The sequence below is a fragment of the Sulfolobus sp. E5-1-F genome, from assembly GCF_009601705.1.
Taxonomy (GTDB): Archaea; Thermoproteota; Thermoprotei_A; order Sulfolobales; family Sulfolobaceae; genus Saccharolobus.
Window position 1 is genome coordinate 2,350,037 of record NZ_CP045687.1, and the last position, 13,440, is coordinate 2,363,476.

7 protein-coding genes and 4 pseudogenes are annotated in these 13,440 nt (G+C 35.2%); 9 read left to right on the forward strand and 2 right to left on the reverse strand.

The annotated features are described in order from the left end of the window. Nucleotides 1-1,389: 1,389 nt before the first annotated feature. From GFS03_RS12385 to GFS03_RS12425, 9 genes and pseudogenes are all read left to right on the forward strand, one after another. Nucleotides 1,390-2,008 (forward strand): annotated as a pseudogene (locus GFS03_RS12385) (IS6 family transposase); the annotation flags it as partial. A 121-nt stretch (nt 2,009-2,129) separates the two neighbouring features. Next, the gene (locus GFS03_RS12390) at nt 2,130-4,499 is read left to right on the forward strand and encodes an ABC transporter substrate-binding protein (protein WP_153424372.1); all 2,370 of its coding nucleotides are present in this window, start codon (nt 2,130-2,132) and stop codon (nt 4,497-4,499) included. 86 nt (nt 4,500-4,585) lie between these two features. Next, on the forward strand, nt 4,586-5,614 hold the full coding sequence (locus GFS03_RS12395) for an ABC transporter permease (protein ID WP_153424373.1): 1,029 nt from the start codon (nt 4,586-4,588) through the stop codon (nt 5,612-5,614). Continuing rightward, complete coding sequence (locus GFS03_RS12400; protein ID WP_153424374.1) at nt 5,611-6,567, forward strand: ABC transporter permease; 957 nt, start codon at nt 5,611-5,613, stop codon at nt 6,565-6,567. Before GFS03_RS12395 ends, GFS03_RS12400 begins: the two co-directional genes overlap by 4 nt. Then, nucleotides 6,560-8,413 (forward strand): ABC transporter ATP-binding protein, encoded by a 1,854-nt coding sequence (locus tag GFS03_RS12405; protein WP_153424375.1) that lies wholly within the window; start codon nt 6,560-6,562, stop codon nt 8,411-8,413. The genes GFS03_RS12400 and GFS03_RS12405 overlap by 8 nt, the downstream gene beginning before the upstream one ends. Nucleotides 8,414-8,729: 316 nt before the next feature. After that, a pseudogene (locus tag GFS03_RS12410) lies at nt 8,730-9,646 on the forward strand (IS1/IS1595 family N-terminal zinc-binding domain-containing protein). Between the two features lie 175 nt (nt 9,647-9,821). Beyond that, complete coding sequence (locus GFS03_RS12415) at nt 9,822-10,910, forward strand: glycoside hydrolase family 88 protein (protein WP_153424376.1); 1,089 nt, start codon at nt 9,822-9,824, stop codon at nt 10,908-10,910. 193 nt (nt 10,911-11,103) lie between these two features. Beyond that, nucleotides 11,104-11,283: a hypothetical protein gene (locus tag GFS03_RS12420; RefSeq protein ID WP_409349257.1), complete on the forward strand. Its 180-nt coding sequence runs from the start codon at nt 11,104-11,106 to the stop codon at nt 11,281-11,283. Nucleotides 11,284-11,407: 124 nt separating this feature from the next. Next, nucleotides 11,408-12,202, forward strand: a pseudogene (locus GFS03_RS12425) (IS1/IS1595 family N-terminal zinc-binding domain-containing protein); the annotation flags it as partial. A gap of 46 nt (nt 12,203-12,248) precedes the next feature. On the opposite strand, the pseudogene GFS03_RS13610 reads toward GFS03_RS12425, so the two are convergent. Together GFS03_RS13610 and GFS03_RS12430 are read right to left on the reverse strand one after the other, a co-directional pair. Next, nucleotides 12,249-12,417, reverse strand: a pseudogene (locus tag GFS03_RS13610) (IS6 family transposase); the annotation flags it as partial. Nucleotides 12,418-12,574: 157 nt separating this feature from the next. Continuing rightward, nucleotides 12,575-13,207 carry an SGNH/GDSL hydrolase family protein gene (locus GFS03_RS12430; protein WP_153424377.1) on the reverse strand — a complete coding sequence of 211 codons (633 nt, stop codon included), beginning with the start codon at nt 13,205-13,207 and terminating at the stop codon, nt 12,575-12,577. Nucleotides 13,208-13,440: the final 233 nt, after the last annotated feature.

Sequence of the window (13,440 nt, forward strand, 5' to 3'; positions counted from 1 at the left end):
TAATAACATTTCCATCAACCTAATTACATACTTTTTCCTTAGAGGCTAAGGTACAATGTGCTCAAGAAAGGTTCAAACTAGCCTTCCTTAATCAGTAGGTATTTGGTTAATGTCGCTAAATTCCTTCGAGATCTTAAAGTCACTTCCAGTCCTATTTAAAGGTTCTTTCAAATTTATCTGGAGTTCACTAAAAAAGTATAGAATTTCAATGTGGTTTATTGAGTCTAAATTCAGTATTTTCGTCCGTTGGGAGTATATTCAGTGCCTGCATTTGGTAATGAATCCTAGATGCATCTACATTTCAGATAAGCTTAAGGAAATTACGTGGAGGTCATCTATGAAAAGTAAAAGCTAAAAGAAGAGGGTGGGATAATAGATGTGAATTTATTAGATGAAAAATTGGAATTTAGGTAAGTTTAAATATAAAAATAAAGAAACCAATAATGGCTTGTCTTGTTATCAGAATTATTCAAAATAATAAAAAATTCAGTACCTTTACCTACCTAGTAATACATTACTACTGCTTAGTGTTGAATTAGCTTCAAATTTTTTATTCCTAAAAGATAGTTTGTGCGTCATAAAACGAGAACTTTAAAAATATATACTCCTACTGTATTATCATTAATAAAGAACTTGCAGTAAGCATGAATAATTTTTATAAATTGTACCCATTAGAATGCCTTTCATAATGAAAAGAAATGAACTCATCACTATGTTGAAATGTATTATGTTCATTAAACTCCGGTTAGAGATTAAGATTGTTTTATCAAAGATTATAAGGGTTTAAATAGCGGTTTTAACCTATAAATACTTATAGTAAAATTTAAACATGACATAGTTCTTTGTATAATTAAATTTAATTCAAAGTTATATTATTTCATATTGAGGAGTTTCCTTTTAATTGTACACTGACTGACGTCAAAATAAGTTATGAATATCATTGTTTTGTGGTTAACTCTAGAATTATGCAGATATTCATAATTAGTTACCTTGATATTACCTATGTAAAATACATAAGGGAGTACCGCAATAATAACATTACCACTAGTACGAGCAAATGTTTTCCTTTTACGTCTTTGAACACTGGTAAAACCGCTTGAGTAGAATGGATAAAATAAAAAATGCAACGAGTTTCTTCACATCTTCCTAACTCAAATAAAAGGAAGTTCTCAGAACGTTGGAACAACTAAAGGTAATTATAACAAGCCTAGATCACAATATAAAGAGAGTGAGATATGTGAAGATAAACTTCCTATAAGCCTAACTTTTGGTTATAGTTTACACTGGAATAAGGAGTGTGGTCAACAATTTAATTAATTTGAAATTAATCGTATAAGTTGCTTTTATTACAAAAATAAATTGTTTTTATTTGGCGTAATACCTTTTTGGATGAGCACGGGAATACTCCATATGTTCATTATTTGCTCACTAACAAAAATCCCGTGCTCACCCAAGTTATTTTAATCCTAATGGAGTATATTAATCTTAAGCCAAGATTTCACGTTAGGGAGGAGGTCGCGTTAGGCTTAGCGAGTTATCTAGCTGGCTTATCCTCTTGGAGGACTACGTTACCACACTCCACTTTGCTTTACTATTATAAGAGGCTTGGTAGGGTTAAGTATGTAGTGTCCTTGAGTCTTTACGCTATTGACGAGACTAAGGTTGTTTGCGTTAGGGGTAATTACTATTATGTTTGGATCGTTAGGGATGTTGTGACAAAGGCTATTCCTTTCTTCATGGTCACTAGCTTGAGGAGTGGTTTTCACGTGTTAATAGTCCTAGTTAACATGAGGGGGATTGAGGAGATTGCGAGTAAGTACTTTAAGAGGGTTGATCGAGTGGTTTACTTGCATGATGGTTTACCAGCTTATAATGCATTTGATTGGTTTAATGTTGGGCACAAGTGGGTTACGTTTGGTAGGAGGGATTACGCTGAAAAAGGACATTGAAGCATAGGCTCTCCTCTATGGACTTTCATTTCCCTTGGAGTTCAAATAGGTTAACGAGTTGACTCTCGACCTTCTTCCTAATCTACAAAATTCCTGATCACATACTAACAAGTTAACAAAAGGTTTATATACGGATAAACGAGAGAGTAAAGAAGAAATATAGGTAAGTAGGTGATATATATGAAAATAAATAATAAATTGGAGAAAACAAAATATGCAGTTCTCTCTATTCTTATATCTATAATATTAATATCTGTAGTATCTACATATATAGTCTCAGCACAATCACCACAACAAAATCCAGCCGCTTCATATAATTTCCCATATGCCTCTAATTATCCTATATTTAGTGTAGCTAATGGTGCTGGTCCTTTTCAGCCTAATAATTGGAACATATTTAATCCAACCATCTCAAGTCTCGATAACGGTCATGTTATGGCTTTTATATTAGAACCGTTGGGAATGGTAGAGCAATATACTGGTAAGGTTATACCTTGGTTAGCAACGAACTGGACATTTGAGAACAATTATCATACACTTATTATATATTTGAGGCACGGCGTGTATTTCTATTATAATGGAACATATAATGGAACACAGCAAGTTATAGAGTGGCCTTTCACAGCAAAGGATGTAGTGGTTACGTATGAGTTATACTTTAAAGTTTACGGTAATCCTTACGGAGTTACTGTTCAAGAGATTAACCCATATGAAGTTGTTTTAAATTTTACAACACCTGCTATTTATTATGCATTATACAATTTACTTCCACAAGAAATCGTTCCATGGGAGCAATACGCTCCATTGCTTAACTCATCAAATCCAGCTAGTGTTCCCATACCAGTACCTATAGGAACAGGACCTTATTATATGGTAAGCCAGAGCACTAATCTGGTAGTTCTTTATAGAAATCCAATATATTGGATAGTAGGTAGACCTTTAATACCAGTAGTAAGATTTTATGGGCTAACTAATCCACAAGTTTATGCCATGTTAGCTGAGGGTCAGCTTCAATGGGCTTCTTCTGGAAGTGAAGGTCCTACTTCCCTTTATTCAATATTTATAAATAGAAATCCAACTTATTATCACGCTATGATGGGATTACCCAACGGAATGGGAGGAAATAACTGGTATTTATGGATAAACTGGGATAAAATGAATTATTATCCATGGAACGAAACATGGTTTAGACTAGCTATTGCAATAGCAGTAAACTATACCAAAATAAGCTTAGATATGGCTGGGCAATTACCAATTAACGAAAGTGGTGCTGGATATCCTAATTTAGCATATTTACCATTAATAATGGCTAAGTCATGGTTAAATTCTTCAGTCTACTCTATGATTTATAATACAACTTTGGGTTCTGGAAATGTAAGTCTGGCATTACAGATTCTCGAGTCTCACGGGCTAAAATTAATTAATGGAATATTATCATATCCTAATGGAACTCCACTTCCTTCAATAACTTTGTATGGATATACAGATTGGAGCGATGTATGGGCGGCTAGTTATGATTTAACACAAACACTTAAGGCTCTTGGCATTCAAGCTAGTCTTGTCTCAGTTACTCCGTCAACTATCATTTCATATCTTGAAAGCGGAAATTATCAAATAACGTTTTGGTATGCTCCGTCAGCTTCAGCTAACGCACCATATTATATGTACGGTGCGCTATTTATACCTCCACTAATTCCTATATATCAACTTTCTAATGGGAAGTATGCAGCAAACTACAATATGTTATTTAATTCTTCTGGAGTATTTAATTCAGAATTTAAGCTTCCTAATGGAACTCTTATAGCTAATGCAACAGCATTAAAGCAATACGTGCTTAATTATACTCCCAGTCTAGGAAATGTAACCACACTATATGTTGCCAATTTAACTGCAATATATTATAGTCATCTACTACTAACTGATTTAGGAAGATGGGTTCCACCACAGGAATTTATAAACTTATATGTGCAAGCTGGCGAGACAACAAACACAGCCCAATTATCGCAAATATATAGTGAAATGGCTGCCATACTAGCTAAATACGTACCTCTAATTCCATTCGTTAATACAGAATGGCCATTCGCTGAATGGGAAGATCAGTACTATATAGGTTTTTCAACTCCACAATATTTCTATTGGTATAACGAATATGTAGGCAATCCTGGACAACCTAGCCTACCTATACTCTTAAATATTGCGCCTAGACCGCCAGGGATGACTAGTCAACAAGAATTGGCCTATACTGAACAAGCATGGAATGATTTATTATCGTTCTTGAATGGTACTTCAAGTACTGCAACTCCGCCTTCCTTGTTATCTATGCTACAAGCCACTACAACTGTTACTTCAATATCGTCAACGACGACCACGAGCACTACATCTACTACTACTACTAGTACTGTTACTACTACGAGTGTCTTCACTTCTGTAAGTACTACTACATCTACTACTACTGTTAGTTCATCCAACACTGCACTATACGCCATAATAGCTGTTGTAATAATAGTCGTAATAATAGTGGGAGTAGTGCTAGGCCTAAGAAGAAGGTGAAAAGTTATAATTCACTTTTTCTTTTTTCCCTTTTCCTCTAATATAATAATTTGGGGAGATTTTTATTTATCGGAGGTTGGGTTGTATTGAATCTTAAAACTGTCAAATATATTGTGTATAAAATAGTTACGTATTTTGTAGCATTTTTTATAGCTATTACCATAAATTTTTTCATACCAAGATTAATGCCCGGTAGTGCACTAAGCACCTTAATAGCTGCGCTTACTGGTGCTGCGGGAGGAATAACATCAGTCACGGCGGTTGGGGGTAATGGTGCCCTAATTGCGCAGAATATACATTATCTAGAAGCTGAATTTGGTCTTTTACCTCAACCATGGTATATTGAGTACTATCATTACATTTTAGGTATATTTACGCTTCACTTAGGAGTTTCCATTGAGTATTATCCCTTATCCGTTACTAAGCTTATTGGTTCCTCGATTGGTCTCACGCTGGGTGAAATTATATTTGCTTCTGTTGTAGCTTATTTCTTGGGGTCTTGGATTGGTTCGATATCAGCTATGAGGAGAGGTCGTAAATCAGATATAATACTTTCAATTATATTTGCAATCTTCATAACAATTCCTACATTCGTTCTCATAATGTATTTAGAGTTAATCTTCTCTGTAGATCTGAGGTTAGTTACGATCTCATTCCCAGGCTTTACTAATTTAAGTTGGAGAGCGCTTCTTAGACTCCTTAATTTCTACGCGATACCTATGACTAGTTTTATAGTTTCCTTAATTCCGGGCTTTATGTTTGGAATGAGAAATACAATGATCCATACCTTAAGAGATAACTATGCTTCGTATGCAGAAATTTTAGGTTTCAGAAAAAACAATATAAGAAAAATGGTATATAGGAATTCTATGCTACCTAATATTACTAATTTTGCTATTACTCTAGGGCTAGGTATAAGTAGTGCATTAACGATAGAAGGATTGTTGGCTATACCAGGTACGGGCTATTATTTTGGAAATGCTATAACTAGTAGAGATCTTCCTCTTCTCGAAGGAATATTCCTTATTATAATTATAATGCTCATAATTTCACTCGCTATCGTAGAAATAGCTTATGGTATATTAGATCCTAGAGTAAGAGGTGAACAAGGTTGAAAGCAAGTATTATCAAAAAATATATTTTTGATAATAAATTAATTGCAACTGGATTTTTTATTATTTTATTTGATACAATACTTGGTATAATAGGTCAATTTTGGACTCCATATCCACCCTTCGCTACATTTACTCCTAGTGTGCCTCCATCTTTCCAACATTTATTAGGCACAGACGTTTACGGCTATGATGTTTTTTCACAAATGCTGAGATTTACTTTACCTACACTTCTGGTAGGATATGCAATAGGTGTTATCACCACGATAATTGCAGCGATAGTAAGTTTGTTAGCTGGTTATTATGCCTCCAAAATTGTCGGAACAATATTGGATATATTGCTTATTGTCGTTTTGTCCATACCAGGAATAGTGCTATTAATAGTTATAGGTGCTTATTTTGAGTCTGCAAACTTGAAAGTGGGCTACTTAACTATAATACTTACATTAACTCTAACAGGTTGGGCATGGGGCGCTAGAAATATTAGACCACAAGTTATGTCACTGTCAAAAAAGGATTATATTATTGCCTCTAAGCTCCTAGGGGAGAAATCATGGAGAATAATGTTTACTCAAATTATGCCACCTATTATACCCTTATTTCTATCTCAATTTCTTTTTGGTACGCTGTATGGTATATTGTCATTGGCCACGGCGGAGTTTTTTGGAGCAATTCCAGTGACTACGGAAAATTTAGGTACAATGCTCTCATTAATTACATCATCAGCTGGATATCTTTCAGGGAATTGGTGGTGGATCTTAGGAGCAATATTACCTATAGTTATACTAGCCGTCGGAATTGGATTTATGATGGTAGGATTTGATGAAATAGCAGATCCACGATTAAGAAAGATAAGGTTTTCTATAGATAAGATAGAAATACCTATACACACTGATGAAAAAGTAATACCTGTTGTAGTTAGGAAACAAGAAGTGATAGGTGAAAGTAATGGCTGATAATACTCCTCTTCTCTCAATCAGGAATCTAATTGCAGGTTACTATACTCCTTCTGGAGTTATCTTAGGGGTAGTTGGCGTCTCTTTTGATATATATGAAAACGAGATCTTAGCTATAGTGGGAGAATCTGGTTCAGGTAAGAGTACTTTAGCGTCAGCGATCTATGGTATCCTTAAATATCCTGGTAAGGTGTTTCATGGAGAGGTTATATACAACGGACAAGATTTACTGAAATTGGATTATGATGAGCTTAGAAACGTAAGAATGAGAGAAATATCAATGGTTCCACAGTATGCTATGGATGCGTTAAATCCAGTGATAAAAATTGGAGATTTTATGATAAGAGCTTTAGAAGAGCACGGAATAAGTGGAAGTGAAGCTGAAAAAAGAATAAAAGAGAAACTTCAACTTGTTAGACTCCCTGAGAAAGTTTTGAATATGTATCCTCATGAACTTTCAGGCGGAATGAGACAAAGGGCGGTTATCGCTACTTCGTTGCTTTTAGATCCAAAGCTTGTAATATTGGATGAACCGACAACCGGATTAGATGTAATAGTTCAGTATAAAATTCTGAAAGATCTAAAAGAGATACAACGTAAGCTTGGAATTTCAGTAATGATAATCTCTCATGATCTACCCCTGATGATGATGATAGCAGATAGGGTAGGGATATTGTATGGGGGTGAGTTAGTTGAACTGGGACATAGAGATTCAGTGTTATATTCTCCAAAACATCCTTACTCTTTACTATTATTAAAAAGTGTCCCATCACTAATAAATTTAAGGGAGAAATTACTAACAATTCCTGGGAGTCCACCAGTATTATTAAATAAGGCCCCTAATATATGTGTATTTTATGATAGATGTCCGTTTCGTATGGATATATGCAGAACAGAGAAACCCAGATTGCTAAACATAAACGGAGGTCATTACGTTAGGTGCTTTATACCACAGCGGGAGAGTGGTGTCGATTTAAATAATTTGCCAGTCCCAGAGGATTACTACGCCGAAGAGGAAGAGTTAAGTTCAAGAGAGATTAATGTTGACAATAATGTAGTTCTAAAGGCTGAGAACCTAGTTAAGGTATTTTATGTCAACAAAGGACTAATAGCAAAGGAGCCCTTATATGCAGTTAATGATGTTTCATTCGAACTTAAAAGGGGAATAATAACGGCTCTAGTTGGGGGAAGCGGTCACGGTAAGTCTACAATCGCGAGGATTTTAGCTGGTATTGAGGATCAGACTAGTGGAAAGATATTCTTAGAAGGTCAAGATTATTCATATGTAGCAAAGAGAAGGAGTTTATACTATAGATCTAAAGTTCAGATGGTATTTCAAGATCCATATTCATCTCTGGATCCCAGACATACTGTACGCTGGCATATTGAAAGGCCTCTAAGAATACATAAAAAAATCAAAAGCAAAGAGGAGTTAAATGTGAAAATAGCTCAAATACTAAAAATGGTAGGACTTAAACCACCGGAGAAATACATGAATAAATATCCTCATGAGCTTTCGGGTGGAGAAAGGCAGAGAGTCGCAATAGCAAGGGCTATAAGTGTTGAACCCCATGTGCTTTTAGCTGATGAGCCAGTATCAATGTTAGATGCTTCGCTTAGAGCAGGTATTTTAAACTTGTTAAAGGGATTAAAGCGATTAGGAATGAGCATACTATATATAACTCATGATATTGCAACTGTTGCATATATAGCTGATGAAGTTATGGTAATACACAATGGGAAGATCGTCGAAAAAGGAGATGTAAGGAATATTATTAAGAATCCTAAACACCCATACACTCAAGAGTTAATAGAGGCTGTACCAGATCCGTATAAGAGAATATGAGAAATGTTAAATGCTAAGTGCTATAATAGTGGATATATTATATTTTTAGATTGAACAACCTTGTGGTGATATCAATATTTTACTTAAACGTGGATAATAATTCAATGTATTTGAAATATTTATTATCGCTCACTATTCACTAGGGAGTGTTCTCATGTAGTCATCTTATTCGATATTTAGTTGTAAAATTATATCAGACTAGAAATTTTTATAATTAGTCACCTTAATCTAGAGATAACCACAAAACTAGAACGTACAAAATAGCCTAAGAAACTTTATGTGCGAGAACTGCGAGTTTTTTGAAAGGGCGAATAACATGGAGCTCGCAGTTCTCGCACAACTAATACTTTTGATTTTAAGAAATTTAAATCTTAAAAGAAAGTACGAACTAAAGGTTCTTGCACTAGCGTTAGCATACTCCTTGGGAGTTCAGATCACGAAAATAGGAATCCCACCATCAACACTACTTGAGGAAAGTGGGAATAAGGAGGAGAAGGGAGAAAAGGCCAACATGCCCATCATGTAACTCTAACATAGTAGTGAAGAACGGTTCATCCAGAGGGAAAGAAAAATACAAGTGTAAAGCGTGTAGAAGAACGTTTTACAACACGCTAAAGCATAGAATGGATAGGGAACAAAGGGAGAGAATCTTAAAGGAGTACTTGAACAGAATGAGCATGAGGGCAATATCGAGAGTTGAGAATAAAGCGTTAACTACAATATATAGCATGGTAAAAAGAGTTGGGTTGAGAGCTTTTGAGTTGTCGATCTTGAGGGGTCAACTCAAGAGTTTCGTGGCTAAATTCACAGTGTTTGACGAGTTCTGGACTTATCTTCGTGTTAGGCATGGGAAGAGGAGGGAGGATCTATGGATATGGGTAGGTTTGCCAGATGGAATACCCTTCTACTAGTCTGGGGATAGGGATTATAAGTCCTTCAGTTTCCTCTTGAGGTGGTTACCTAGAAGTGGGGTAAACTATGCTTGATCACTACTGCCTTAATCAAGTTCTTGATAAACGCGTAGTAAGAAGTACACTATGGAGAGTCATAATTCTTGGTGTAGGTCTTGCTAGGTTAGCTAGGGATACTAAGGTTAATAGGAGTCAGAGGATGGTGGATTACAGTTTAGCCTTGTTGAACGTTATGTATCCTCACGTGTTCTCAAGGAAGATAACGCCCTTAAACGAAACCTACTTGAAGGCAGTGCAGTATATTAGAGAAAACTTAATATAATTTTACAACTGAATATCGAATAAGATGACTACATGAGAACACTCCCAATGTATTGTGGATAGATGAGTCATAATTATAAATGCAAAATATTTTAAATGCATGAAATTGTTAATCACATTTGAACATTCTCTCAAAAATTTTATATGACTCATTGCCTCTATTTTTATGACGAATTATGAAATTTCAAGAAGCGTTGGAAAAAATTAAAGAAAAGATCCTAAGATTAATCGATATATCCGGAAGTAAATTTCCTATATATAAAGATTATAATTCCAAGGAGTGGGTATTTGCAGATGGAAAACATTGGATTTCACCATTTTGGTGTGGTATACTATGGAATATCGGATCATATTTTAGTGACGAAAAGATAATTGAAAGCGCAATAAAGTGCTCTTTCCTTCTAACAGCTGAAGAAGATATAGACACACATGATAGGGGATTTAAATACTTCTACTCGACAGTCAAAGGATGGGAGTTAACTAATTATACTAAATTCAAAGAAATATCGTTAAGAGGTGCTAATGATTTAGCAAATATGTTTAATCCGTCTTTAGGTTTCATTCCACTAGGAAGCGATGTTAGATTTCCGGGCGAACCACCAGAGGTCTCTAATTATGAGTTCATTATCGATACTATGACAGCATCATTGCCTTTACTATTATGGGCGTATAAGGTAACTAGCGAACCTAAATTTTATTATATTTCCATAATTCATGCCCATAGAACCTTTGATCTACTAATAAGGAAAGATTGGAGTACTTATCACGCAGTTAGAATTCTGCCATCAAATGGAGAGGTGTATAGACATACCCATCAAGGATACAGTAACGAGAGTTGTTGGAGCAGAGGTCAAGCGTGGGCAATTTATGGGTTTACGAAGCTTTACGAAGAAACGCATCTAAGATTTTTCTTAGTCATTGCTGAGAAGCTTTTAGAGTACTTCATAAAGAACCTACCTATCAACAAAATACCTTTTTATGATTTTACGGATCCGTTAATTCCAAATGTTCGTTTAGATACATCGGCCTCTGCTATTGTATCATCTGCTATGTTAGACTTGTATAAGCTTACTGGTAATAATTATTATATAATAAATGCAATAGATATGATAAGAGCATTACTCAGAAATGAGGTTTTCGTAGATGGTGGACTTCAGCATAGCAGGTATAGACAAGGTGAAGCTGAAGATGCTGAGATAATGTTCGGAGATTATTACCTATCTGAAGCATTAATAAAAGCATTGTATTTGGGATTTCAATCATAAAACTAAAAGGGAGTGTTCGAGAGTGTTCTCATGTAGTCATCTTATTCGATATTTAGTTGTAAAATTATATCAGACTAGAAATTGCAATAATTACTCATCTTAACCTATAGGTTAAGGAATTAAAACGCAAAGAATTGTCTCTGAAAAAGGTTTATGTGCGAGGATTACGAGATTCTCTGTGAGGCTATTACAGATGGATCCCGTAATCCTCGCACAATTATTCATAATGATTTTAAGAAATTTAAATCTTAAGCCAAGAAAGTACGAGCTAAAGGTTCTTGCATTAGCGTTGACAGCCTACTCCTTGGGAGTTCAGATCACGAATAGTACTTTACGTAAATTTATCTCAAATTCCTTAAACCTTAAATATTAACATAAATTCTCTTCAAAAAGATTTAAGTAATCGTAAATAGTTTAAGCATATATAGTATAAATACACCTTAAATTCTACATTGAAAAAACTAAACATTATCTACTATGCGTCGTTTTCAGGAAACTACTACACGAAAATAGGAATCCCACCATCAACACTACTTGAGGAAAGTGGGAATAAGGAGGAGAAGAGACCAACATGCCCATCATGCAACTCGAATAGGGTAGTCAAGAACGGCTCATCCAGAGGGAAGGCAACGTATAGATGCAAAGTGTGTGGAAGAACGTTTTACAACACGCTGAAGCACAGAATGGATAGAAAACAAAGGGAGAGAATCTTAAAGGAGTACTTGAACAGGATGAGGGCAATATCAAGAGTTGAGGGAAAGCCATTAACTACAGCCTAGTGAAGAGGATTGGAGCAAAGGCCTTCACGAGCTTAATAATATTGAGGGGGCAACTCAAGGGTTTCATGGCCAAGTCTACAGTGTTTGACGAGTTCTGGACTTATCTTCGTGTTAGGCATGGGAAGGTTAGAGCGGATCTCTGGATTTGGACTGCTCTTTCTGATGGGGTACCTTTTTACGAGTCTGGGGACAGAAGTTATGGGACTTTCCGTCTCCTCTTGAGCTGGTTACCTAGGAGTGGGGTAAACTATACTGATCACTACTGTGTTTATCAAGTTCTTGATAAACGTGTGGCGAGTAAGAAGTACACTTACATTGTGGAGAGCCATAATTCTTGGTGTAGGTCTTGCTAGGTTAGCTAGGGATACTAGGGTTAATAGGAGTCTGAGGATGGTGGATTACAGTTTAGCCTTGTTGAACGTTATGTATCCTCACGTGTTCTCAAGGGAGATAACGCCCTTAAACGAGACTTACTTGAAGGGAATACAGTATATTAGAGATAATCTGATATAATTTTACTAACAGTTCTCGAATAAGATGACTGCATGAGAACACTCCCAGCTAGATAACTTGCTAAGCTTAACACGATCTCCTCCCTAACGTGAAATCTCGGCTTAAGATTAATAGGATTAAAATAACTTGGGTGAGCACGGGGATGTTCCATCTGTTCATTATTTACTCACTAACAAGAATCCCGTGCTCATCCAAAAAGGTATTACGCTAAACAAAAACAATTTATTTTTGTAATAAAAGCAACTTATACGATTAATTTCAAATTAATTAAATTGTTGACCACACTCATAAAGATAATCATAGTTTAATATTATTTATTTGAAATATATCAAAAAGGGTTCACAACGCATCTTATTTCATATCATAATTAAATTATGCTTCTAACGCTTCGAGTAGCTTTAAAGCAATTACCATATGTCCAGCAAAATTTGGGTGAATTGGTTCTGGTGCATAAACGTTAGGTTCCCTTATGTTAACTATCTTTTTAAAAGTATCATAAAGGTCAATATAAATAGCCGAGAATTCATTGGAAAGCAACCTAACTTTCTCTACATATTGGGGTAATAACTCTAATACTTTAGCTCTAAATCCATTTTCAAGTTTATTCCGGCTTATATAAAATGGCGTCATCAAAATCAAGTTTACATTATGAAGTATCTTTTTAGTGTATATTAGTAGATGTCTTAAGTTTTTATAGTAATTCTCAGGATCAAACAACGTTAAACCGCCCAAGAACTTATGAAGGTCATTTATTCCAATTAAGATTGATATCCAGGTTGGTTTATAACTTAGCACGTCATCGTCCCATCTATCTAGGAGGTCAATTACAGTATTTCCACTTATACCGGAATTTATGACGGTAATTTTTATCTCAGGATATTTAGCTAACATAAGATTATAAAAAAGATTGACATACCCGTACCCTAAAGGAGCGTTGATTGACTTTCCACTATCGGTTATACTATCTCCAGCAAAAACTACAATGTCTCCATCAGTTAATCTCAAGGTAGGTCACAGATAGCATAATTTAACTCGTTAATATATAAATCTATTTTGCTAAAAACCCTCTTTAATTAATAACGGATGAAGCTAGTTAAAAATGTCTCTAAATTGTGTATCACTATTTTAAAAGTAACGTAGTTAGTTATTGCGTAATCCTAAAATGGGATGACAATTTATGTGCTAGATACACCAGTGGAAGAAAGCTTTATATTTTGAAGAGAAATGCATACGTTGAC